Origin of the sequence: Micromonospora sp. NPDC049049, from assembly GCF_040649115.1 — a bacterium.
Classification (GTDB): Bacteria; Actinomycetota; Actinomycetes; order Mycobacteriales; family Micromonosporaceae; genus Micromonospora.
Genome location: NZ_JBEZEX010000052.1, coordinates 1 through 23,459 on the forward strand (window position 1 = coordinate 1; position 23,459 = coordinate 23,459).

General features: G+C 69.8%; 21 protein-coding genes and 1 tRNA gene. 14 read left to right on the forward strand and 8 right to left on the reverse strand.

Annotated elements, in window-relative coordinates:
* Nucleotides 1-114: 114 nt before the first annotated feature.
* Nucleotides 115-987 (reverse strand): aldo/keto reductase, encoded by an 873-nt coding sequence (locus tag AB0B68_RS31005; RefSeq protein ID WP_357208511.1) that lies wholly within the window; start codon nucleotides 985-987, stop codon nucleotides 115-117.
* 242 nt (nucleotides 988-1,229) lie between these two features.
* Here AB0B68_RS31005 and AB0B68_RS31010 point away from each other — a divergent pair, with 242 nt between their 5' ends.
* The 4 genes from AB0B68_RS31010 (at nucleotide 1,230) to AB0B68_RS31025 (ending at nucleotide 5,707) form a co-directional block, all read left to right on the forward strand.
* The gene (locus tag AB0B68_RS31010) at nucleotides 1,230-1,592 is read left to right on the forward strand and encodes a YciI family protein (RefSeq protein ID WP_355007613.1); all 363 of its coding nucleotides are present in this window, start codon (nucleotides 1,230-1,232) and stop codon (nucleotides 1,590-1,592) included.
* A gap of 132 nt (nucleotides 1,593-1,724) precedes the next feature.
* Complete coding sequence (locus AB0B68_RS31015) at nucleotides 1,725-3,107, forward strand: FAD-binding oxidoreductase (RefSeq protein ID WP_357264484.1); 1,383 nt, start codon at nucleotides 1,725-1,727, stop codon at nucleotides 3,105-3,107.
* A gap of 270 nt (nucleotides 3,108-3,377) precedes the next feature.
* Nucleotides 3,378-4,826, forward strand: coding sequence for a pyruvate kinase (gene pyk, locus AB0B68_RS31020; protein ID WP_357199496.1), 1,449 nt, complete (start codon nucleotides 3,378-3,380; stop codon nucleotides 4,824-4,826).
* Nucleotides 4,823-5,707, forward strand: a complete 885-nt coding sequence (locus tag AB0B68_RS31025) for an acyl-CoA thioesterase II (protein ID WP_357199493.1) — start codon at nucleotides 4,823-4,825, stop codon at nucleotides 5,705-5,707. Before pyk ends, AB0B68_RS31025 begins: the two co-directional genes overlap by 4 nt.
* Before the next feature lie 82 nt (nucleotides 5,708-5,789).
* Here AB0B68_RS31025 and AB0B68_RS31030 read toward each other — a convergent pair whose 3' ends face one another.
* Nucleotides 5,790-6,458, reverse strand: coding sequence for a YceI family protein (locus tag AB0B68_RS31030; protein WP_357264487.1), 669 nt, complete (start codon nucleotides 6,456-6,458; stop codon nucleotides 5,790-5,792).
* 279 nt (nucleotides 6,459-6,737) lie between these two features.
* On the opposite strand from AB0B68_RS31030, the gene AB0B68_RS31035 reads away from it, so the two are divergent.
* Nucleotides 6,738-7,202: an Rrf2 family transcriptional regulator gene (locus tag AB0B68_RS31035; RefSeq protein ID WP_355007608.1), complete on the forward strand. Its 465-nt coding sequence runs from the start codon at nucleotides 6,738-6,740 to the stop codon at nucleotides 7,200-7,202.
* 124 nt (nucleotides 7,203-7,326) lie between these two features.
* Nucleotides 7,327-8,310, forward strand: a complete 984-nt coding sequence (locus tag AB0B68_RS31040; protein WP_357264508.1) for a sulfite exporter TauE/SafE family protein — start codon at nucleotides 7,327-7,329, stop codon at nucleotides 8,308-8,310.
* Between the two features lie 327 nt (nucleotides 8,311-8,637).
* Here AB0B68_RS31040 and AB0B68_RS31045 read toward each other — a convergent pair whose 3' ends face one another.
* Nucleotides 8,638-10,074, reverse strand: a complete 1,437-nt coding sequence (locus tag AB0B68_RS31045) for a pyridoxal-dependent decarboxylase (protein ID WP_357264490.1) — start codon at nucleotides 10,072-10,074, stop codon at nucleotides 8,638-8,640.
* A 192-nt stretch (nucleotides 10,075-10,266) separates the two neighbouring features.
* On the opposite strand from AB0B68_RS31045, the gene AB0B68_RS31050 reads away from it, so the two are divergent.
* Both AB0B68_RS31050 and AB0B68_RS31055 read left to right on the forward strand, forming a co-directional pair.
* Nucleotides 10,267-10,650 carry a hypothetical protein gene (locus AB0B68_RS31050; RefSeq protein ID WP_357199486.1) on the forward strand — a complete coding sequence of 128 codons (384 nt, stop codon included), beginning with the start codon at nucleotides 10,267-10,269 and terminating at the stop codon, nucleotides 10,648-10,650.
* A 414-nt stretch (nucleotides 10,651-11,064) separates the two neighbouring features.
* Nucleotides 11,065-13,326, forward strand: coding sequence for a cellulose binding domain-containing protein (locus AB0B68_RS31055; RefSeq protein ID WP_357264493.1), 2,262 nt, complete (start codon nucleotides 11,065-11,067; stop codon nucleotides 13,324-13,326).
* Nucleotides 13,327-13,526: 200 nt separating this feature from the next.
* Here the strand turns inward: AB0B68_RS31055 and AB0B68_RS31060 are convergent, their stop codons facing one another.
* Both AB0B68_RS31060 and AB0B68_RS31065 read right to left on the reverse strand, forming a co-directional pair.
* Nucleotides 13,527-14,537 carry an LLM class flavin-dependent oxidoreductase gene (locus AB0B68_RS31060; protein ID WP_357264496.1) on the reverse strand — a complete coding sequence of 337 codons (1,011 nt, stop codon included), beginning with the start codon at nucleotides 14,535-14,537 and terminating at the stop codon, nucleotides 13,527-13,529.
* A 72-nt stretch (nucleotides 14,538-14,609) separates the two neighbouring features.
* Nucleotides 14,610-15,089: an Lrp/AsnC family transcriptional regulator gene (locus AB0B68_RS31065; RefSeq protein WP_357199477.1), complete on the reverse strand. Its 480-nt coding sequence runs from the start codon at nucleotides 15,087-15,089 to the stop codon at nucleotides 14,610-14,612.
* A gap of 111 nt (nucleotides 15,090-15,200) precedes the next feature.
* Here AB0B68_RS31065 and AB0B68_RS31070 point away from each other — a divergent pair, with 111 nt between their 5' ends.
* The gene (locus AB0B68_RS31070; RefSeq protein WP_357264511.1) at nucleotides 15,201-16,352 is read left to right on the forward strand and encodes an aminotransferase class I/II-fold pyridoxal phosphate-dependent enzyme; all 1,152 of its coding nucleotides are present in this window, start codon (nucleotides 15,201-15,203) and stop codon (nucleotides 16,350-16,352) included.
* Nucleotides 16,353-16,368: 16 nt separating this feature from the next.
* On the opposite strand, the gene AB0B68_RS31075 is transcribed toward AB0B68_RS31070, so the two are convergent.
* The 3 genes from AB0B68_RS31075 to AB0B68_RS31085 form a co-directional block, all read right to left on the reverse strand.
* The gene (locus AB0B68_RS31075; protein ID WP_357264499.1) at nucleotides 16,369-17,019 is read right to left on the reverse strand and encodes an NAD-dependent epimerase/dehydratase family protein; all 651 of its coding nucleotides are present in this window, start codon (nucleotides 17,017-17,019) and stop codon (nucleotides 16,369-16,371) included.
* A 91-nt stretch (nucleotides 17,020-17,110) separates the two neighbouring features.
* The gene (locus AB0B68_RS31080) at nucleotides 17,111-17,533 is read right to left on the reverse strand and encodes a hypothetical protein (RefSeq protein WP_357264502.1); all 423 of its coding nucleotides are present in this window, start codon (nucleotides 17,531-17,533) and stop codon (nucleotides 17,111-17,113) included.
* 358 nt (nucleotides 17,534-17,891) lie between these two features.
* Nucleotides 17,892-17,974 (reverse strand) — tRNA-Leu (locus AB0B68_RS31085).
* 83 nt (nucleotides 17,975-18,057) lie between these two features.
* Here AB0B68_RS31085 and AB0B68_RS31090 point away from each other — a divergent pair.
* From AB0B68_RS31090 to AB0B68_RS31110, 5 genes are all read left to right on the forward strand, one after another.
* Complete coding sequence (locus tag AB0B68_RS31090) at nucleotides 18,058-18,678, forward strand: response regulator (RefSeq protein ID WP_091408093.1); 621 nt, start codon at nucleotides 18,058-18,060, stop codon at nucleotides 18,676-18,678.
* A 25-nt stretch (nucleotides 18,679-18,703) separates the two neighbouring features.
* Nucleotides 18,704-19,861: a hypothetical protein gene (locus AB0B68_RS31095; protein ID WP_357264505.1), complete on the forward strand. Its 1,158-nt coding sequence runs from the start codon at nucleotides 18,704-18,706 to the stop codon at nucleotides 19,859-19,861.
* A 257-nt stretch (nucleotides 19,862-20,118) separates the two neighbouring features.
* On the forward strand, nucleotides 20,119-21,279 hold the full coding sequence (locus AB0B68_RS31100) for a branched-chain amino acid ABC transporter substrate-binding protein (RefSeq protein ID WP_357199464.1): 1,161 nt from the start codon (nucleotides 20,119-20,121) through the stop codon (nucleotides 21,277-21,279).
* A gap of 109 nt (nucleotides 21,280-21,388) precedes the next feature.
* On the forward strand, nucleotides 21,389-22,339 hold the full coding sequence (locus tag AB0B68_RS31105) for a branched-chain amino acid ABC transporter permease (RefSeq protein WP_091407906.1): 951 nt from the start codon (nucleotides 21,389-21,391) through the stop codon (nucleotides 22,337-22,339).
* Nucleotides 22,336-23,445 carry a branched-chain amino acid ABC transporter permease gene (locus AB0B68_RS31110; RefSeq protein ID WP_355007598.1) on the forward strand — a complete coding sequence of 370 codons (1,110 nt, stop codon included), beginning with the start codon at nucleotides 22,336-22,338 and terminating at the stop codon, nucleotides 23,443-23,445. Before AB0B68_RS31105 ends, AB0B68_RS31110 begins: the two co-directional genes overlap by 4 nt.
* Nucleotides 23,446-23,459: the final 14 nt, after the last annotated feature.

A 23,459-nucleotide genomic window follows, 5' to 3' on the forward strand; every position in this document is an offset into this window, starting at 1 on the left:
TCAGCCCGGACCAGCTCGTCCTGCTCCGGCTGGATCGTGGCGACGATGTCCCGCATCGGCCCGACGCGTGGACGCTCGACTGCCGGCTGACCCGGCGGCGTCCGGACCGGTTGGTCAGCTCGCCTTGGCGAGCGCCTCGAACTCGTCGTCGGTGAGCCGCACGTCGGCCGCGGCCACGTTCTCCTCCAGGTGCGCCACCGAGGACGTGCCGGGGATCGGCAGCATCACCGGCGAGCGGCGCAGCAGCCAGGCCAGCGCGAGCTGCGCGGGCGACGCGCCGTGCGCGTTGGAGATGGCGTCCAGTGGGCCGCCCGGGCGGGCCAGCTCACCGGTCGCGATCGGGAACCACGGGATGAACGCGAGGTCGTTGCGTTCGCAGAACTCCAGCACGTCCTCGGCGCTGCGGTTGGCGAGGTTGTACAGGTTCTGCACCGACGCGATAGTGGTGATCGCCTGGGACTCCTCGATCTGCGCGACGCTGACCTCGGACAGCCCGATGTGCTGGATCTTGCCTTCCTCCCGCAGCAGCGCCAGCTCACCGAGCTGATCGGCGAGCGGCACCTTCGGGTCGATCCGGTGCAGCTGGTACAGCGGGATGCTGTCCAGGCCGAGGTGACGCAGGCTCAGCTCGCACTGCTGGCGCAGGTACTCCGGGCGGCCCAGCGCACGCCAGTCGCCGGGGCCGGAGCGGCTCAGCCCGGCCTTGGTCGCGATCACCAGGTCATCGGCGTACGGGTGCAGCGCCTCCCGGATCAACATCTCCGAGACGAACGGCCCGTACGAGTCGGCGGTGTCGATGAACGTCACGCCCAGCTCGACCGCACGGCGCAGCACGCGAACCGCCTCGGCCGGGTCCTTCGGGTCACCCCAGACACCCGGGCCGGTGATCTGCATGGCCCCGTAGCCGAGCCGGTTGACTGTGACATCGCCACCGATCCGGTACGTGCCGGACGCCTTCGCGGGCTGCTCACTGATATTTGTCGCCATTGCCCGATCCCCAATCGTCTCGTCGTGGCGGGCCTGGACAGCGCGAGCGTGAAGAGCCCACCCGCCACCGATGGATCATCCCCCGGAACCCTGCCGCCATGCCGCCGGTCGGCCGAGTGTGGGCGCAGACACGCCGTCAGCGCGCCGAAGCGAGTTGCCGGGAAGCGCCCGGTACGACCGGGGTGTCCGTGCGACGCTGGCCGGAGCCGGTGCGTTCCGGCGCGACGGCGGAGGGAGCACCCATGGGAGTGCCGCAGGTCAACTTCGCGCTCGACACGTACGAGTGCATCGTGATCTATCCCGGCGCGGCCGGGCGGGCCCTGCCCCCGGAGACCGTGCAACGGTTGCAGGCCGAGCACGCCGAACACATGCAGGCGTTGCAGCGACGCGGCATCGTCCTGGTCGCCGGCTCGGTGGACGGGCCGGCGCGCGAGCCGGATCCGCCGATCGGCTTCGGTCTGGCCCGTACCGGCAGCGTCGAGGATGTCCGCAGCGTGCTGGAGGCCGACCCGGCGGTGCAGGCCGGGCTGTACCGGGTGGAGGTGCTGACCTTCCTCTGCCCGGCCGGTTCCCTGGAGTTCCCGCTGGTCAAGGCGGACAGCTGAGCCGCCGGTCCATCGGTGGCTGTCGTGATGGCGACGGCGCTCGACCGCCTGCCGGTGCTACGGTCGCGCCCAGCGCGGGCCGCCGCCGGGGCGTACCCGGTGTCGTGGGTCGGCCCCGGTCGAGGAGTCGCCATGATCTCCGCCGCCACCCCCGATGTCGCGTCGGCCGCCGCCCGACTGCGTGCCCTGCTCGGCGACCGGCTGCACGAGCCGGGCGATCCCGGTTACGCCGTCACCACCCGGCTCTGGAACGGCGCTGTGGCGCGCACACCCGCGCTGGTCGCCGCAATTCAGGACTCCGGCGAGGTGGCCGAGGCGGTCCGCATCGCCACCCGGTGCCACCTGCCCCTCTCGGTCCGCTCCGGAGGCCACGACTGGGCCGGGCGGGCGCTGCGCGACGGCGCTCTGGCGCTCGATCTGACCGGGCTGCGCGCCGTCCGGGTCGACCCGAACGCGGCCACTGTGACCATCGGCGGCGGCGTCACGGCGGCCGAGTTGCTCGCCGCCGCCCGCGAGTACGACCTGGTGGTCCCCACCGGCGTGGTCGGCGCCGTGGGGATGGCCGGGCTCACCCTCGCCGGCGGGTACGGCCCGCTGTGTGGCAGGTTCGGTCTGGCCCTGGACAACCTGCTGGGCGCGGAGGTGGTTCTCGCCGACGGCCGCCGCGTCACCGCCGACTCCCGGCACGACGCCGAGCTGTACTGGGCGTTGCGGGGCGGCGGTGGCAACCTCGGCATCGTCACCGAGCTGCGCTTCCGCGCGCACCGGCTGCCCGGCGTGCTGGCCGGGATGATCATGTTCGCGCTCTCCGAGGCGCCGGCCGTGCTGCGCGGCTATGGCGCGCTGGTCGCCGAGGCTCCGGATGAGCTGACCGTGATGGCCGGCTTCCTGCCCGGCCCGGCCGGCGAGCCGGTGATCTTCGTCTGCCCGTTCTACAGCGGCTCCGACCTGGACGCCGGGGCGCCGTGGATGGACCGGCTGCGCGCGCTGGGCACCCCGCTGGTCGACCAGATCGGCCCGATGCCGTACGCGGACGCGCTGCGGATGTTCGACGGTGGGATGGTCGACGGCAACCACTACCTGCTGCGGACCCGGTGGTTGCCCGCGCTCACCGACGGCGCTGTGGACACGCTCGTCGACGCGGCCCGGCAGGTCACCTCGCCGTTCTCCGCGCTGGCCGTGCACCACTTCCACGGCGCGGCCACCCGGGTCCGGTCCGCCGACACGGCGTTCGGGCTGCGGGCCGATCACCTGATGGCCGAGATCATCGCGGTGTGGGCGCCCGGCGACGACGCCGGTCCGCACCGCGAGTGGGCCGAGCGGACCTCCGCGGCGCTCGCCCCGCACGCCCTGCCCGGCGGGTACCCCAACCTGCTCGCCCCGGAGGAGACCGACCGGGTCCGGCTCGCCTACGGCGCGAACTGGGCACGGCTGCGCCGGGCCAAGCGCCGCTACGACCCCCGCCACCTGCTGCACGCGGTGCCCACCCTGCCACCCCCGGAGCACCCGGAATGAGCAGCCGCCCGCGGTATCCCGAGGTACCCGGAACGAGCCGCCGCCTGCCCTCCCCGGGGCACCCGGAATGAGCCGCCGCCGGGAGCACCCCGACAGCGCACGCCGACGGAGGCGTACGATTCCCGGCGCGCGGTCGCTGATGCCCGTCGCCACAACGTTCCCGGTGCGGTTCCGCCCGCCGGCCCGACGCGCGCCGCGCGTCGTTGGACAACTGTTCCGCTGCCTGCAAGGGGTCGGCCCCGAGTCCGACCTGAAGGAGAGACTAGCCTGATGGGCGTGACACGCCGCGTAAAGATCGTCTGCACTCTGGGTCCCGCCACCTCGTCCCCGGAGCGCATCCGGGGTCTTGTCGAGGCCGGCATGAACGTGGCGAGGCTCAACTTCAGCCACGGCAGTCACGCCGACCACGAGGCGGTCTACCGACTGGTCCGGGAGGCGTCGGAGGCAACGGGAAAGCCGGTCGCCGTCCTCGCCGACCTGCAGGGCCCCAAGATCCGGCTCGGTCGGTTCGCCGACGGCCCCCACGAGTGGCGCACCGGTGACACCGTCGTCATCACCGGCGACGACGTCCTCGGCACCAAGGAGCGGGTCTCCTGCACCTACCGCAAGCTGCCGCAGGAGGTGAAGCCCGGTGACCGCCTGCTGATCGACGACGGTCGGGTCGCCGTCGAGGTCACCGACGTCACCGGCAACGACATCCGCTGCCTCGTCACCGAGGGCGGCCCGGTCTCCAACAACAAGGGCGTGTCGCTGCCCAACGTGGCGGTCAGCGTGCCCGCCATGTCGGACAAGGACGCCGAGGACCTGCGCTTCTCCCTCGGTCTCGGTGTCGACCTGGTGGCGCTCTCCTTCGTCCGCTCGGCCGAGGACATCAAGCTCGTGCACGGGATCATGGCCGAGGAAGGCGTGTTCCGGCCGGTGCTCGCCAAGGTCGAGAAGCCGGAGGCGGTCGAGCACCTGGAGGCCATCGTGCTGGCCTTCGACGGCGTCATGGTCGCCCGCGGTGACCTCGGTGTCGAGATGCCGCTGGACGAGGTCCCGCTGGTGCAGAAGCGCGCCGTGCAGCTGTGCCGGGAGAACGCCAAGCCCGTCATCGTGGCCACCCAGATGCTCGACTCCATGATCGAGAACTCCCGCCCCACCCGCGCGGAGGCCTCCGACGTCGCCAACGCGGTGCTCGACGGCGCGGACGCGGTCATGCTCTCCGGCGAGACCAGCGTCGGCAAGTATCCGGTGCTCACCGTCAGCACCATGGCCAAGATCGTGACGACCACCGAAGCCGGTTCCATCGGGGTGCCGCGCCTTCAGCACGACCCGCGTACCCACGGTGGCGCCCTCACTGTGGCCGCCTCGTCGATCGCCCGGGCCATCAATGCCAAGGCGCTCGTCGCGTTCTCGCAGACCGGCGACACCGTGCGACGGCTGTCCCGCCTGCACTGCGACCTGCCGCTGCTGGCCTTCACACCGGTCCCCGAGGTGCGCGACCAGCTCGCCCTCACCTGGGGCGTGGAGACCTTCCTGATGCCGTTCGTGCAGCACACCGACGACATGTTCCGCCAGGTCGACCAGGCGCTGCTCGGCCTCGACCGGGCCAACCCCGGTGACTACGTGGTCATCGTGGCGGGTAGCCCGCCCGGCACCCCCGGTTCGACCAACACGCTGCGCGTACACCAGCTCGGCTCGCTGGTCGACGCCGCGTCGGCTCGGGCCCTGCAGTGAGCGACGGTCGGGTCGCGGTCGGCCAGGCGGCGGTTGACCAGCTGCTGGAGGTGCTGGACCTCGACCCGACCGGCGAGATGACCTTCCGGGGGATGAGCCCCCAGGTCGGCCCACAACGGGTGTACGGCGGCCAGGTCGCCGGTCAGGCACTGGTCGCCGCCGGCCGCACCGTCGACCCGGAGCGGTTCGTGCACTCGCTGCACGGTTACTTCGTTCGCCCCGGCGACCCGGTCGAACCGATCGCGTACGAGGTGGAGAACATCCGCGACGGCCGGTCCTTCTCGGTCCGCCGCGCGGTGGCCCTCCAGCACGGCAAGCCGATCTTCTTCATGTCGGCGTCGTTCCAGCGGGCCGAGGAGGGCTTGGACCACCAGGTCGCGGCCCCGCTGGACGTACCCCCGCCGCAGGACGTGCCGACGATGGCCGACAGGCTCTCCCGCTACCCGGAGCGGCTGGGCATCTGGGGCCAGATCCCACGACCGATCGACGTGCGCTACGTGGGTGAGCCCGGTTGGGTCCGCCCCGGTGACCGACCCGCCGACCCGCACCAGCGCGTCTGGATGCGCATCGACGGCAAACTGCCCGACGACCCCCTGCTGCACGCCTGCGCGCTCACCTACGCCTCGGACCTCACCCTGCTGGACTCGGTGCTCTCCGCGCACGGCGAGGTGTGGGGGCCGGGTGGGTTGGTCGGCGCGAGCCTGGACCACGCGCTGTGGTTCCACCGGCCGTTCCGGGCCGACGAGTGGTTCCTCTACGACTGCCTGAGCCCGTCGGCGTCCGGTGCGCGGGGGCTGGCCACCGGCCGGATGTTCACCACGGACGGCCGGCAGATCGGCAGCGCCGTCCAGGAAGGTCTGCTGCGCCGCGTCGGCGCCTGAGGCTGTCGCTCGGCCTCGCCGGGTGGTTGTCGCTCAATCCCGTCGCTCGTCCCCGCCAGGAAACTGGCGGGGATGACGTGGTTCAGGCCTGGTAGATGGCCTCGCCGGCGATCTCGATCTGCACCGTCTTGCCGACCAGCACCCCGCCGCTCTCCAGGACGACATTCCAGAGCAGACCGTAGTCCTCACGGTTCATCTCGGCCGTCGCGCTGAATCCGAAGATGTTCTGCCCGTACGGATCCTGACGGGCACCACCAAAATTCACCACCAGGTCGACGGGCCGGGTGATCCCCTTCACTGTCAACTCACCGGTGAGGACGAATCGTCCGGGAATGCCGTCGGACTGCGGCGGAACAATGTGACTTCGGCCTCGCCCGCCCAACCGATGGTTGCGCAGACGCGCCCACTGGAATATAGGGTCCTCGTTGCCCTGCCACTTAATGCCGGTGCTTCGATATTCGAGGGTGGGAAAACGCTCCACGTCGAGGAAGTCGGCACTCTTCAGATGCGTGTCCCGGTCGACACTTCCGGTGGTGATGCTGGCCGACATGATGGTGGCCGTCACCGAGGAGAGCAGCGGGTCCTCCGCCACGGAGATCTCCGCCGTGGCCTCGGCGAACTCGCCGCGCACCGGGCTGACCATCATGTGCCGGGACAGAAAACCGATCCGCTTGTGCGCCTGATCGAGAAGATAGGTGCCGGCCACCGGGATGGTCATGCCGTCCCAGGTGCGTGTGGCGATATCGGTCATCGTGTTGCCTTCCCCCCGAGCGCACCCGGGTGTTTATCAATATGTTGCTGGCGGCCGGGTAAACGGCCAGACATTCGTACTCACGCCCAGCATAGGGACGCTCCGGAACGGCATTTCCGCCGCCACCGCACGGTGGATCATGACGGACTTCAGCAGTCCCGACCGGCGGCCGTCCAACGGTCCCGGCCGGGTTCCAGCGGCGCTACTTCCCATCGATGCGTGGCCGATCGGCCGAGGGTCGCCCGCCCGCCCGGTTGACCAGCGACTAACCTTGCCGACATGCGCCTCTCCGCTCGGGTCGACTACGCCCTCCGCGCGGCCGCCGAACTCGCCGCGACGGCCAGCGGCCCCGGGCGCGGCCGGCCGGTGACGGCCGACCAGATCGCCCGCGCCCAGGAGATCCCGCCGAAGTTCCTGGAGAGCATCCTTCTCCAACTGCGTCGGGGCGGCATCGTGCACGCCCAGCGTGGCCCGGAGGGCGGCTACTGGCTGGCCCGCCCCGCCGAGGAGATCTCCCTCGCCGAGGTCATCCGGGTGATCGACGGGCCCCTCGCCCACGTACGCGGGCAACGCCCCGAGCAGCTCGGCTACCACGGCCCGGCGCAGGCCCTCCAGGAAGTCTGGATCGCGCTACGGGCAAGCGAGCGGGAGATCCTGGAACTGGTCAGCGTCGCTGACGTCGCCGCCGGCAACCTGCCCGCGCGGGTCACCGAGCTGGCCGCCGACCCGCGCGCCTGGATCTGAGCGCCGGCTCGCCTCCCGGCCACACGTCCGCGTCCCATCCACCGATCGGGGGCTTGACCCTGGCTGCCCCATCCCGCATTGTCGACCAAGTCGATAGGAGATGCCGAAAAGTCTGGGGGCGCTCGTGCGCAAGCTGTTGGTCCTCGCTCTGGTCGGGCTCGTCGCGCAACTGATCGATGGTTCGCTCGGCATGGCATACGGCTTGACCTCGTCGACTCTGCTGCTGGTCGCCGGGGTCGCCCCGGCCGCCGCCTCGGCCTCGGTGCACCTGGCCGAGATCGGCACCACGCTCGCCGCAGGGGTGGCGCACTGGCGGTTCGGCAACGTCGACTGGCGGGTGGTGACCCGCATCGCCCTACCCGGCGCTGTCGGCGCCTTCGCCGGAGCCACAGTGCTCAGCTCCATCTCCACCGAAGCCGCCGCACCGTGGATGGCCGGCATCCTCTTCACGCTCGGCGCGTACCTCCTGATCCGCTTCGCCCGACCACTGCGCACCGACCGGGTCGGCGGACGGCTCCGCGGTCGTTTCCTCGGCCCCCTGGGCCTGGTCGCCGGCTTCGTCGACGCGACCGGCGGCGGCGGATGGGGCCCGGTGGCCACCCCCGCGCTGCTGGTCTCCGGCCGCATGGAACCCCGCAAGGTGATCGGCTCCGTGGACACCGCCGAGTTCGTCGTGGCCGGCGCGGCCAGCATCGGCTTCCTGATCGGGCTGGGCTCGGAGGGATTCCTGCTCCCCACCGTCGCCGCACTGCTCATCGGCGGCCTCATCGCCGCCCCGCTGGCCGCCTGGCTGGTGCGAATCGTTCCCGCCCAACTGCTCGGCGCGGCAGTCGGCGGCGTGATCGTGCTGACCAACGCCCGCACCCTGATCCGCTCCGCCGAACTGGACGGTCCGGCCCGCCCCGCCCTGTACGCCCTGCTGGCCGCCGGCTGGCTGGCCGCCCTGGTGTTGGCCGTCCGTGCCCTACGCCGTACCCACCGCGCCCGCGCCGAAGCCGCCGCCGCTCCCGCCATCGCTGTCGGTGTTCCCGCCGAGGCCTCCGACGCTGCATCCGTCAGCGAGGTCCCTGCCGATCTGGCCGCAACGGGTACGCCCACCCCACGCTGAACCGCGCGTTGCGCCCGTCCACCCGCCGATGCCGGCTCGAACGTCGTCATCGGCGCGACTGACTCACCAAGATCGCGCAACATCCTGGATGTAGTGGCATCCCAGCTCGTCGTGGCCACTACATCCAGGATCGAGCGTGACCTTGACGGCGGTGGGCGCCCCAATCCTGGCCCCGGTTGGTCGGGCACCGTGTTCGTCCCCAAGGTCCGCACAACATCACGGATGTTGCTGCCTCTCGCGCGGCGGAGGCAGCAATATCGGCGAAGTTGCGCAGACCTTGGCGTGGGCGCGCGGCGTGGCCGGGGGAGCGCTTGGGGCGATGGCGGGTCAGGGGGTGAGTAGGGTGGTGGCCGTCTCGGAGAGCAAAGTCCAGGCTTCGTCGGTGTGCGCTTCGGTGGTCTGGGGCGAGCCGACCGCCAGCCGCAGCGTGTAGCGGCCGGCGACCCGGGTGTGCGTCAGGTGCACGCGTCCCGTGGCGTTCACCGAGGCCAGCAACGCCGCGTTGGTGTCGTCGTCGGCCCGCAGTCGGAAGCAGACCAGTGAGAACGGGTGCGCCGCGACCACCTCGAACCGGTCGTCGGCGCGGACTCGCTCGGCGAACCGTTCGGCCAGCGCCACCCCGGAGCGGATGTGTGCCCGCAGGCCTTCGGCGCCGTACCAGCGCAGCACGAACCACAGCTTGAGGGACCGGAACCGCCGGCCGAGCGGCACCTGCCAGTCCCGGTAGTCGATCACCGCGCCGGATTCTGAGGCCGCGTTGCGCAGGAACTCCGGCAGTACGGTCAGCGCCTCGATCAGTTCGGCCCGGTCGGCAACCCAGAACGCGTCGCAGTCGAAGCCGGTGAGCAGCCACTTGTGCGGGTCGAAGCAGTAGGAGTCGGCGTACTCCAGGCCGGCGTGCGTCCACCGTAGTTCGGGGCAGACGGCGGCGGCGCCCGCGTACGCGGCGTCCACGTGCAGCCAGATCCCGTACTCGGCGCAGATGGCTCCGATTTCCAGCAGCGGGTCGATGGCGGTGGTGGAGGTGGTGCCGATGGTCGCCACCACGATGGCCGGTACGTCACCGGCGGCCAGGTCGGCTTCGATGGCGGCCCGCAACGCGCCTGGCAGCATCGCCTCGGTGTCCGGGTCCACCTCGACCGACCGGGTGCCGTCGCTGCCCAGCCCGGCGATCCGCACCGCCTTCTCGATGGACGAGTGCCCGTGGATGGAGGTGTAGGCGCGGTAGCGCCGGTCGGTGCCGGTGTGCCGCCAGCGTCCGCCGCTGGCCCGGTGCAGTGCGGCCAGGGTGGCGACCAGCGTCGCTGAGGACGCCGAGTCCTGGATGACCCCACCGCCGGCGCCGGTGGAGCGGAACCGCTGTGGCAGGTCCATCAGGTGGGCCAGCCAGTCCATCATCACCGTTTCCAGTTCGGTGCAGGCCGGGCTGGAGGCCCAGAGCATGCCCTGTACGCCAAGCCCGGAGCTGACCAGGTCGCCGAGCACGCTCGGGCCGGAGGTGTTGGCAGGGAAGTAGCCGAAGAAGCCCGGGTGCTGCCAGTGGGTCAGCCCCGGTACGACGATCGAGTCAAGGTCGGCGAGGATCGCCTCGACCGGTTCGCCGCCGGTGGTGGGGGGCTCGCTGGGCAGGGCGGCGGCCACTGTGCCCGGGGGGTCGGCCGGGGCGACCGGTCGTTGCTCCACTGTCGCCCAGTAGTCGGCGATCCAGTCGACGACGGCGTGGCCGGCGCGCCGGAACTCGTCGGGATCCATGTGTGGCGCCATCTGATCAGTTGATCATGCTGGCGTGCTCGAAACAAGGGGTCTGCCGGATCGATGCTCATAACACATCATATCCGCCATCGCCACTCCCCTGTAACGCCGACAAAGATATGGCCGGGCGGTTGACCTTGCAGAAAGTTCACGCTAGGTTCGGTGTCCAAGAAGGTTTGTTTCATGGAAGGAAGGCAATAGCTAATGGCGAAAAATCGGGGGATTGCTCGGCTGGTGACGGCGGGGTTCTTGACGACTGCGGCGGTGGCTGCTGCGTCACTTTTCGGCGCTGGCCCGGCGCTGGCCGGCAACTGTTCAATCGCGGGCTGTGGCGTCGTGCGCAATGATTCGGCACACCCGGTGTCTATCGCGGACTGGTGCGACGGGACTGGCTCCTGCGGCAAGACTTACCTGCTCAAGCCAGGTGAAGTGTCCACCAAGTACAAGAAGGACACTGACACGTTCGCTTTGCAGTGCACCGGCAACTACTACCGTTACACCGGTGACTTGCTGCAGACGTCGGCCGCCTACAAATGGATCCGGATCTCCGATGGCAACTCCGCGCGCATCGTCAATCAGAACTGCTGACTAACGCGATTTAGAAGATGCCCGGCTCGACGGATGAAGTGTCCGCGGGCCGGGCTTTGCGTGTGCTCTGATCAGATATGCTGATGTGGCGGTCGACAATTCTGGTCGACTTCCTGGCACTGTAGTCGACTCTCTGTGCGGTGGGCTGGGTCCCATGCTCGTCCGTGTCGATTCCTCAGGACGCCCCTCGTCCCGCCAACGGCAGTCGCCACGTGCAACGATGTGACAGGCATCGATGTTGCGTCTCGGAAAGCGCTTGCCATACGATGCGCGGTGAGTCGGATCCGTGAGTTCCAGGGCGTTCCACCCCGATCAGATCGCCGTCCGCCGTCGTCGCGGTTGGTTGGTCCACTGTGCTTCCCGGGCAGGGCCGGTGGGTCGTGGCGATCATCACCGGATCCCCGGAGGCAGCGCATGCACCCGTCCAGACATCGGCTGATCCTGCTCGCGGCCACGACGGCGGCCACCGTCGTGGCCGGCACCCTCGGCGCGGTCGTCGCCTCGGCCGCCGCCGTCGGCTGCCGGGTCGACTATCAGATCACCAACCAGTGGCAGGGCGGCTTCGGCGCCAACGTCACAGTCACCAACCTCGGCGACCCGGTCAACGGGTGGGCCGTCACCTGGTCGTACGCCGCGGGCCAGCAGGTCACCCAGGCGTGGAACGCCGCCGTCACCCAGTCCGGCGCCCAGGTGACCGCGCGCAATGTCGACCACAACACCGCCATCGCCACGAACGGCAGCGCGTCGTTCGGCTTCAACGGTTCGTGGACCGGCAGTAACCCGGTGCCGGGCAGCTTCGCGCTCAACGGCGCCACCTGCACCGGAGCCCCACCCACCGACGAGCCGACCACCCCGCCGCCCACCACCCCGTCCCCGACCACACCGCCACCCACCACCCCACCCCCGACCACGCCTCCGCCGTCGGCCGGCGTGGTGCAGATGGAGAAGCTGGACCGAGGGCTGGTCAGCGTCCGCTCCGGCAGCGGCAACCTGGTCTCCTGGCGGCTGCTCGGCACCGAGACCACCGGGGTGGAGTTCAACCTCTACCGGGGAACCACCAAGGTCAACGCCACCCCGATCACCGGTGCCACCAACTACCTCGACAGCGGCGCGGCGGCCGGCTCGGCGTACACGGTGCGGGCTGTGGTGGGCGGCGTCGAGCAGGCGGCGTCGGCGCCGGCGTTGCAGTTCGGCGCGGGCTACCTGGACGTGCCGTTGCAGGTCCCGGCCGGGGGCACCACCCCGAGCGGGGAGAGCTACTCGTACAGCGCCAACGACGCCTCGGTGGGTGACCTCAACGGCGACGGCAGTTACGAGATCGTGCTCAAGTGGGACCCGTCGAACGCCAAGGACAACTCCCAGTCCGGCTACACCGGCAACGTCTACGTCGACGCGTACACGCTCACCGGCACCCGGTTGTGGCGCATCGACCTGGGCCGCAACATCCGGGCCGGCGCCCACTACACCCAGTTCCAGGTGTACGACTACGACGGCGACGGCCGCGCCGAGGTGGCCATGAAGACCGCCGACGGCACCCGCTCCGGCACCGGTCAGCTCATCGGTTCGTCGTCGGCGGACCACCGCAACTCCAGCGGGTACGTGCTCAGTGGCCCGGAGTACCTGACCATGTTCAACGGGCAGACCGGCGCGATCGCCTCCACCGTCAGCTACGACCCGCCGCGCGGCACCGTGTCGTCCTGGGGCGACTCGTACGGCAACCGGGTGGACCGGTTCCTCGCCGGCACGGCGTACCTGGACGGGCAGCGCCCCTCGCTGATCATGGCCCGGGGTTACTACACGCGCGCGGTGATCGCCGCCTGGGACTTCCGCAACGGCACGCTGACCAAGCGCTGGACGTTCGACTCGAACTCCTCCGGCAACGGCGCCGCCGCAGGTCAGGGCAACCACCAGCTCTCCGTCGCCGACGTCGACGCCGACGGTCGCCAGGAGATCGTGTACGGGGCCGCCACCATCGACGACAACGGCCGGCTGCTCCACTCGACCGGCAACGGTCACGGCGACGCCATGCACGTGGGGGACCTGGACCCGGGCCGCGCCGGCCTGGAGGTGTTCAAGGTCGACGAGGACGCCAGCAAGCCCAGCTCGTACTTCGCCGACGCCCGAACCGGTCAGGTCCTCTGGTCCACGCCCGCGTCCGGCGACAACGGCCGGGGCGTCTCCGCGGACATCTGGGCCGGCAGCCCCGGTGCGGAGTCGTGGTCGTCAGCGGTCGCCGGACTGGCCAACACCAGGGGGCAGAACGTGGGACGCAAGCCGTCCTCGGCCAACTTCCTCGCCTGGTGGGACGGCGACCCGGTGCGGGAACTGCTCGACGGCACGAAGATCGACAAGTACGGCACCGGCGGCGAGACCCGGCTGCTCGACGGCAGCGGGGTGGCTTCCAACAATGGCACCAAGTCCACGCCGGCGCTCTCCGGCGACATCCTGGGCGACTGGCGCGAGGAGGTGATCTGGCGGACCACCGACAGCCGGGCGCTGCGCATCTACAGCACACCCACGCCGACCAGCACCCGGATCTACACCCTGATGCACGACCCGCAGTATCGGGTGGCGATCGCGTGGCAGAACACCGCCTACAACCAACCGCCGCACCCGGGGTTCTTCATCGGCAACGGAATGGGCACCCCACCCACGCCGGACATCCACCTACGTTGATGAAAAACCTGGCGGTCCCGAGCGGGGTCGCCTAGGGTGGCAGGCACCGGGCCGCAGCCGCGGAATCCGCTCAGCTCCGGCCCGGTGCGCCACACCGCGGCATTCCCAACCCGTCCCGACCGGGAATGCCGTACCACCACCGGCACCAACATTAGGCACCGTCCGGGTCGGCGGGGTGACGCTGACGTGAAGATCGTGTTTCACGCGCCCTGACGCAGACCGCCCGCCACCTGCTCGGCGATCAATTCGTACGACCGCACCCGGTCCTGCACGTCGTACACCAGCGTGGTCAGCATCAGCTCGTCCGCGCCGGTGCGCTCCACCAGGTCGGTCAGCTGCCGACGCACCGTCTCCGGCGAGCCCATCGCCTGACCGTCACGGCGCGACACGACGAACTCCCGCTCGATCTCCGAGTACGGGTAGGCCGCCGCCTCGTCGGGCGTGGACAGCGGCTCCGGACGCCCGGAGCGCAACTTCAGAAACGACAGCGCGCTCGGCCCGGCCAACCATTCGGCCCGCTCGTCGGTCTCCGCGCACACCGCGTTGACCGCCACCATCGCGTACGGCTTGTCCAGCCACTGCGACGGCCGGAAGTTCTGCCGGTACAGGGCCAACGCCGGCAGGGTGTTCTGGGAGCTGAAGTGGTGCGCGAAGGAGAACGGCAGACCGAGCAGACCGGCGAGCTGGGCGCTGAAACCGCTGGAGCCCAACAGCCACACGGCCGGCTGCTCACCGCGACCCGGCGTGGCGATGATCTGCCCCGGCTTCTCCCCGCTGAAGTAGTTCATCAGGTCCGTCAGCTCGCGCGGGAAACCCTCCGCCGACAGGCCCTCCATGGTGCGCCGCAACGCCAGCGCGGTCACCTGGTCGGTGCCCGGCGCCCGGCCGATGCCCAGGTCGATCCGACCCGGGTGCAACGCCTCCAGGGTGCCGAACTGCTCGGCCACCACCAGCGGCGCGTGGTTGGGCAGCATCACCCCACCCGAGCCCAACCGGATCGTCGAGGTGTTCGCCGCCAGGTGCGCCAGCAGCACCGCGGGGGCGGAACTGGCGATCGCCGGCATGTTGTGGTGCTCGGCCACCCAGAACCGGTGGTAGCCCAACTCCTCGGTGCGGCGGGCCAACTCGGTGGTGGCCTGCAGCGCCGCGCCAGCGGTGGTGCCCTTGGCGACCGGGGCAAGATCAAGAACAGACAACGGTACGGTGATCACACGGTCAGCCAACCCGCCACCGACCGGCTTTGTTCCACCATGCGGGTTTTCGTCGGCCACCTCACCCGCCGCTCAGCCCATCCCGCGCGCCTGCTCGAAGATCAGACTGGTCTGCGTGTGCTGCACCACCGGGTCCACCGCCAGATGGTCCAGCACGAAGTCCCGCAACGCGTCACCGGACGCCGCCCGCACATGCAGCACGTAATCCTCCGCGCCGGCCACGTGGAACACCGACACCACCCCCGGCAGCCGCACCGACCGGGCCCGGAACCCGTCCACCGCCGCCCGCTCGTGCGCTGTCAACCGCACCGACACCAACGCCTGCAACGGCAGACCGAGCGCCGCCGGATCCACCTCAGCGTGAAAACCACGGATCGCGCCGCGCTCACGCAGCGCCCGGGTACGCGTCAGACACGTCGACGGCGCCACACCCACCCGCTCGGCGAGGGCATTGTTCGGCAGTCGGCCGTCCGCCGCCAACTCGGTCAGGATCGCGCGGTCCACCTCGTCCACCGCCGAATACGGCCGCAGATCATTCGGTTCAAGGGGCATGACACCATCCTCGCCCGAACCCAACGCGGAAACCAACCCAATTCGCAGAATGATATGCCGATCTATTGCTTGTCAGTCGGCAGATATTCGACGCTACCGACCATGACACCGATGGACACCCGGGCCGTGCACGCCGGCCGCGACGACCTCCGCACCCTCGGCGTGCACGTACCACCCATCGACCTGTCAACCACCAACCCGCTGCCCTCCGTCGACGACGGCGGCGCCGCGTACGAACAACTCGCCACCGGCGGCACGCTCCCCGCCCACGGCAGCGCCGTCTACCAACGGCTCTGGAACCCCACCGTCGCCCGCTTCGAAACCGCCCTCGCCGAGCTGGAAGGCACCACCCAGGCCGTCGCCTTCGCCAGCGGAATGGCCGCCCTCACCGCCACCCTGCTCGCCGCCACCCGCGACGACCGCCGTCACGTCGTCGCCGTCCGACCCCTCTACGGCGGCACCGACCACGTCCTCGCCGCCGGCCTGCTCGGCACCACCGTCACCTGGACGCGCCCCGACGAGGTCGCCACCGCCATCCGCCCCGACACCGCACTGGTCATCGTCGAGACACCCGCCAACCCCACCCTCGACCTCGTCGACATCGCCGCCCTCGCCGCCGCGGCCGGCGACATCCCACTGCTTGTCGACAACACCGTCGCCACCCCCGTCCTGCAACAACCCGCCCAGCACGGCGCCACCCTCGTCCTGCACAGCGCCACCAAGAGCATCGGCGGACACGGCGATGTCCTCGCCGGCGTCGTCGCCTGCGACGACACCTGGGCCGTGCGCCTACGCCAGGTCCGCGCGGTCACCGGCGCGATCCTGCACCCCCTCGGCGGCTACCTGCTGCACCGCGGCCTGCAAACCCTGCCGCTGCGGGTCCGCGCCCAACAGGCAACCGCCGAGAAACTCGCCGGCTGGCTCGCCGACCACCCCGCCGTACACCGGGTGCACCACCCCTCGGTGCACGACCCGGCGGCGTTGGTCGGGCGGCAGATGTCCGGACCCGGCAGCCTGCTCGCCTTCGAGGTACGCGGCGGCGCGCCCGCTGCCGCCGCCGTCGCCGGTGCCTGTCGGCTCATCACCCACGCGGTGTCCCTCGGCGGCGTCGACACCCTCATCCAGCACCCCGCCTCCCTCACCCACCGGCCGGTCGAAGGCGACGCCAAACCCGCCGCCGCGCTGCTGCGCCTCTCCGTCGGCCTCGAAGACCCCGAAGACCTGCGCGCCGACCTGGCCCAGGCCCTCGACACGATCGCCTGACCCCAGGGCGGGTGCCCTAGCGCAGCTCGCGGTTGCCCAACACCCGCACCGGCGAACCCTGCCGAGCCACCCGCAACATCGCCCGACCGATCCCGTCGGTGGTGGAGACCTGGTTCGGCAGCAACCGACGCAGCACCGGAAACAGCGGGCGGGTCACCGCGTACCCGAACCGGTACCACCGCGTCTTCGACACCGCCCCGTACGTCGGCTGGATGAACCCCGGCCGCGCCGCGTAACCGTTGGGCAGCAGATCCATGATCGCGTTCTCGGCACGCCCCTTGACCCGCGCCCACATCACCCGACCCTGACCCGACGAGTCGGTCCCCTGCCCCGAGACGTAGACGAAGGTGACCTGCGGGCTCACCTCGGCCAACAACCGTGCCGCAGCGAGGGGGTAGTCGTAGCTGACCCGCGTGTACGCGGCCTCGTCCAAACCCAGTGAGGACACTCCGAGGCAGTAGAAACACGCGTCGACACCTGTCAACTCGGCCCGAACCGCGTCCAACTCGCCCACGTCCGCGAGCGTCAGCTCCCGCAGCTTCGGATCCCGCGCACCGGTCGGCCGCCGACCGACAGTCAACACCTCACGCACGTCATCGGCGAGCAGGCACTCGCGCAACACACCCTGACCGACCATCCCGGTCGCACCGAACACAACCACCCGCATCAGATCGCACCCCTGTCGCCGCCACCGCCACCGGCCATCCGGAGGCGCGTCAGCCAGGCTGCCACGGTCGGCATGATGTGCGCGGTGCCGGTCAGGACTTGGGACCGACGTGCCGGTCCAGCGTGGCGACTGCGTCGCGCCGCGCCACCGACAGCGAGTTGCGGCGGTTCATCCGCCAGGTGACCCCGAGCAGATCGAGGCTCCACTGGCAGAGCCGCATGATGTCGGCCGACTCGTTGACGAACATGTAGCGCGGGTAGACGTAAAGCCGGCCTCTCGTCGTGACCCGGTTGGCGACGCGGCAGCCGTCGGAGTGGAACAGCCCTCGCAGGAAGTCGCCGGGGTGCTGTTCGATGATCGGTCGTTGCCAGTCGGCCAGGACGATCGGTCGCTTGTGCTTCTTACCTGGGCCGTGCTGCGGGAGCAGGCAGGGCCAGTGGAGGCCGTAACTCTGCACGCCCACGCAACCCTGCTTCTGGACCCGTTGCACCTTCGAGGCCAACACGGCTCGCATGGCAACATCGCATGCCTCGATCAGCCCGGGCCAAGCATCGGAACAATAGATGCGCAACACCGGAACACGTGCCGTCGTCACGAGGTGACCGTCGCCCAGGTAGAGACCGAGCAGGTAGGCGTAGGCAGCGGGGTCGGTCGGATTCTCGACATCCGACCGGCACCGGAAGCACCGAAGCTCCGTGCCGCGCTTCACCGATTCGGTTCGATCGACGCACCAGTGCCAGACCGTCGCGTACGGCAGGGAGAGCGTGCGAGCTACTGCGTGAATGTTGTGTCCGCGAGCGCGGAGGGCGCGGGCTTGTGCCCGCATCTGCGGTGGATGCACGCCCACATCGTCGAACACACGTATGACAAAGTGCCGGGAGCGGGATTCGAACCCGCAAGCCCTTTCGGGCAGAAGTGTTTGAGACTTCCGTGTATGCCGTTCCACCATCCCGGCGGGTGGCGCCTACTGTACCCGACTACTCTCATGCGGGAGCATGGGTGGTAGCCGTGCAGTGATCGATGGTGGGGGTAGGGCTGGTGGCTGAGACGCCGACGGATGCCGAGCGTAGGCGCGTACTGATCGCCGAGGACGAGGCGCTGATCCGGCTGGACCTCGCCGAGATGCTCGTCGAAGAGGGTTACGAGGTGGTGGGGGAGGCCGGTGACGGCGAGACAGCCGTCCGCCTCGCCGAGGAGCTGAAGCCCGACCTCGTCATCCTCGACATCAAGATGCCGATCATGGATGGGTTGGCCGCCGCCGAGCGCATCGCCGGCGCCCGGATCGCCCCGGTGATCATCCTGACCGCGTTCAGCCAGCGCGATCTGGTGGAGCGGGCACGGGCGGCGGGCGCGATGGCGTACCTGGTGAAGCCTTTCCAGAAGAGCGACCTGGTCCCGGCGGTGGAGATCGCGCTGTCGCGTTACTCGGAGGTCGCGGCCCTGGAGGCCGAGGTCGCGAGCCTGACCGACCGCCTGGAAATCCGTAAGTCGGTGGAGCGCGCCAAGGGTGCGCTGATGACCACGTACGGGATGACCGAGCCGCAGGCGTTCAAGTGGATCCAGCGCACCGCGATGGACCACCGGATGACCATGAAAGAGGTTGCCGAGCGGATCCTCGCGGAGACCGCCGGCGGCGAGGTGACCCTCCCGGCACCCTGACCGGCGCCGATTCATGTCGCGGCGGATGGGGGCAGTGCTCGGCGTTCTCGCCGTGCTGGTGACGGCCTGTGAGTCCTCGGCCTGTCCCGACTGTCCGGAGCCGCTGCCGGTCCGGCCGGCCTGGCAGTCGGTGGTCCTGCCGGACACCCCGGGTGTGCCGGGTCGACCGGTGCTGCGCGACGCCACCGCCTGTGCCGGCCGGTGGTACGTGGTCGGCGGCGTGGTCGATCTGGCCGGGGAGACCCGCCCGGCCGCCTGGAGCAGCCCGGATGCCATTTCCTGGGTGCCGCTGCCGACGGCGCCGGTGACGTTCTACGGCCGACAGCACGTGCTCTCCGCGCCAGCCTGCCGGGACGGACGGCTGGCGGCGGTCGGGGCGAAGAACGGGGGCGCGCACGGCAATCCCCGCACCGGCACCTGGAGGCAGGCGTCGGACGGCGCGCTGCAGGAGGTGGACGCGCCCTTCGAGCGGTACGCCGGGCCGCGAGCGGTCAACGTGGCCCGGTTGGCGGCGGGGCCGCGGGGCTGGTTGATCGCCGGTAGTCGGATCGACGGTGCGGCGGTCTGGATCTCCCCGGACGCGGCCGCGTTCGCGCTGGTGGAGGGCGCGCCGGAGCTGGCCGGTGACGAGCGGGGGCGGACGGCGGCGTACGACGCGGTCGCCGTGCCGTCGGGTTGGCTGGTGGTGGGTTCGTTGCTGCCGCCCGGGGGTACGGCGCTGGTGCCGCTGGCCTGGTCCTCGGCGGACGGCCGGAGTTGGCGACGGGCCGCCCTGCCGGTGGTGGATGGGCGGGGGCAGGCGCAACGGGTGGCAGTGGCTGGCGGTGTACCGGTGGCGGTCGGGCCGCTGCGGGCTGGGTTCGGCAGTTGGCGGCTGACGGCGCAGGGCTGGCGGCCGGTGGGCGGGTTCGGGGCGGTCGGACCAGGTGTGGCGTCGGCGACCGGGCTGGTGGCCGTGGGGCAGAGGTTGGTGGCGGTGACGAGGGACGGGGACCGTCACGCACTGTGGCTCTCGGTCGATGTGGGCGAGTCATGGCGGGCGGTGAGCATGCCGTGGCCCGTACCGGACAGCGGAGACGCCGCGGTCTCGGTGACCTCGACTGGAGATCGACTGCTGTTGGTGGCCGACGATGGAAAAACGTCGCGTGCCTGGTGGGCCGGGGTGTCGGACCTTGATCGGTAGCTGATGGAGGCCCTCCGGCCGGCGCCGACGAAACGAAGGTGAAAAAGCTTCACAACCGAAGGTTCTTACAGGGATCGTTTCCAATCCGCCACGGCGTGTAACGGTTCGGTCAACCCGCTCGCTTGGGGCTTACGTCACAGCTCCACGGTGGGATAACGTCCGGCCCCAGACCGGCGACGACGGTCTGGTTCGTCCGCCCCCGCAAGGGCCAATAGCCAGCGGGTGGTTCGGACCATGGGACGAGGAGGGTTCGGGCCTTGAGGCAAAAGCTCGCGCGCGTTATCGGTGGGGTCGCCATGGTGGCGCTCGTCGCCGGCGGAACCGCATGCTCCAGTGGCGACGATGCGGCAGGCGGGGGCGGTGACTCCTGCGGCAACAAGATCGCATTCTTCGGCGCGCTGACCGGCAGCTCGGCCGCGCTCGGCATCAACGAGAACAACGGTGTCAAGCTCGCCGTCGACAAGTACAACAAGGAAAACGCCGACTGCAAGGTCGAGCTGGCCGCCCTGGACTCGCAGGGCAGCCCCGACCAGGCGCCTGGTCTGGCGCAGAAGGCGATCGACGACACCAAGATCCTTGGCATCATCGGCCCGGCGTACTCGGGTGAGTCCGAGGCGGCCGGCCCGCTGTTCAACGAGGCCGGCCTGGTGACCATCACTCCGTCCGCGACCCGGCCCAGCCTGGCCGACCAGAAGTGGAAGACCTTCTTCCGCGCGGTCGGCAACGACTTCAGCCAGGGCCCGGCGGCCGGCAACTACATTAAGAACGTGATGAAGGCCGACAAGGTCTACGTCATCGATGACCAGTCCGCGTACGGTGCCGGCCTGGCCGACGAGGTCAAGAAGGTCCTCGGCTCGACGGTCGTCGGCTCGGACAAGGTCCAGGGCGAGGGCAAGCAGGTCGAGTTCTCCGGTGTGGTCACCAAGGTCAAGGCCGCCAACGTGAAGGCGATCTTCTACGGCGGTTACTACCAGGAGGCCGGCCTGATCCGTAAGCAGCTCACCGCTGCCGGGGTCACCGCGCCGCTGGTCGCCGGCGACGGCGTCAACGACGGTGCGTACATCACCTCCGCCGGTCAAGCGGCAGCCGAGGGCACCATCCTCACCTGCCCGTGCCAGCCGGCCGCCGAGGCCCGGGGCACGTTCGTGCAGGAGTTCAAGGCGCTCCACGGCACCGACCCGGGCACCTACAGCGACACCGCCTACGACGCGGCGAACATCCTGCTGGCCGGCATCAAGGCTGGCAAGACCACCCGTGAGGGCCTGCTGGAGTTCGTGAAGGGCTACAGCGGCGAGGGTGTCGCGGCGAGCTACAAGTTCACCGAGACCGGCGAGCTGGACCCGGCACAGGTCAAGGTCTGGGCCTTCAAGGTCACGGGCGGCAAGGTTGTCCCGGACCAGGAGATCCCCAAGTCCTGATGTTGGTCGCTGCTACGGCGATTGAGTTGTGATCGCGGGTGCGGCCGGGAGCTGCTCGCTCCCGGCCGCGCCCCATTTTTCTCTCCAGACCTGATGGAGCGTCCCTCCCTTGGACTTCAATGGACTGTTCTCCAACTTCGGAGAACTCACCACGACCGGCCTGACCCAGGGCGCGATCTACGCCCTGGTCGCGCTCGGCTACACGCTGGTCTACGGCGTGCTGAGACTCATCAACTTCGCTCACTCCGAGGTCTTCATCGCCGGCGCGTTCGCAGCGATCTGGACCTGGAACGGCTTTGGACTCGACCAGAACTCACAGGTCAGCGGGATCGGCTCGATCCTGTTCTACCTGCTGGTGGCGATGATCGTCGCCGCCATCGCTTCGGCGGGCACCGCGACGGTGATCGAGCGGGTGGCGTACCGGCCGTTGCGTAAGCGCAACGCCCCGCCGCTGGCCTTCCTGATCACCGCGATCGGTGCCTCGATCGCGATTTCCGAGGCCTTCGGCATCTGGACCCGCCGACTGCCGGAGGGCGCGCCCAGTCTGGTGAGCAGCAAGCCGCTGTTCCACCTCTTCGGCGTGCCGATCGACTCGGTGCAGCTGCTGACGATTGGCGCGGCGCTGCTGATGATGGTCCTGCTGGACCTCTTCATCAACCGCAGCCGTACCGGTCGGGGTATCCGGGCCGTGGCCCAGGACGCCAACACCGCCGCGCTGATGGGTGTGAACAAGGACCGGATCATCCTGATGGTCTTCATCACCGGTGGTGCCATGGCCGGCGTGGCCGGTCTGCTCTACGACGTGCGAATCCAGACCCTGACCTACAGCGTCGGTTTCCTGCTGGGGCTCAAGGCCTTCACCGCCGCGGTGCTGGGTGGTATCGGTAACCTGCGCGGCGCGCTGATCGGTGGCCTGCTGCTGGGCGTGGTGGAGAACTACGCCGCAGGTCTGTTCGGCAGTCAGTGGAAGGACTTCGCTGCCTTCGCGGTGTTGGTGGTGCTGCTGATGTTCCGGCCGACCGGTCTGCTGGGCGAATCGCTGGGGAGGGCACGGGCATGACGACCGTCCTGGAGAGGGTGCGTTCCGGCCGCGAGGCGGCCGGAGAACGGTGGCGTGGCGCGCCGCGCTGGGTGCGCTGGGCGCTGCTGGTCGCGGTGATCGCGTTCTTCTACGCGCTGCCGAACAGGGAGTTCTACCAGTATCTCGGGCCGATCCCGACCCCCGGTGCGAACTTCACGCAGGTGCTGTTCACCGTCTCGATCTACGTGCTGCTGGCCGTCGGGTTGAACATCGTGGTCGGTTTCGCCGGCCTGCTCGACCTGGGCTATTTCGGCTTCTTCGCCGTCGGCGCGTACACCGTCGCGGTGCTGACGTCGCCGAGCAGCAACCTCAAGACGCTCTGGCCGTGGCTGCTCGTGGTGCCGCTGGCGATCGGGCTGACCATGCTCTCGGGTGTGATGCTCGGTACGCCGACGCTGCGTCTGCGCGGTGACTACCTGGCGATCGTGACGCTCGGCTTCGCCGAGATGATCCGGATCGCCGCGGTGAGCTCGGAGTTCCTCAAGGGACAGCGGGGCTTCAACCAGATCCCGCACCCGCCCGGCAAGTACGCCGACGGCAAGCCGTTCTTCGGCGTGTTGGACGCCCGGCCGTACTACTGGCTGGTGCTCACGCTGATCATCCTGGTGGTGATCGGTGTGCGGAACCTGACGAACAGTCGGGTCGGTCGGGCCTGGATCTCGATCCGGGAGGACGAGGACGCCGCGCAGCTGATGGGCGTGCCGACGTTCAAGTTCAAGCTCTGGGCATTCGCCTCGGGTGCCGCGATCGCCGGCCTGGCCGGCGCGCTCTTCGCGGGTAAGCAGAACTTCGTCAACTCGCAGAACTTCGAGCTGCTCAACTCGATCATCATCCTGGCGGCGGTGATCTTCGGTGGTTCGGGCAACATCGTCGGCGCGATCGTCGGTGGTGGCCTGGTGGCGTACATGATCGAGCGGTTCCGCGGCATCGAGCTGTTCGGCGTGGAGCTGTACGAGTACCGGTTCCTGATCTTCGGTCTGGTCCTCGTGGTGATGATGATCTTCCGGCCGGAAGGCCTGATTCCGAACCGACGACGGGCGGCGGAGTTCAAAGACCGTCGCAAGGAGGTGATCGTCGGTGAGTGACACCGATCAGACGC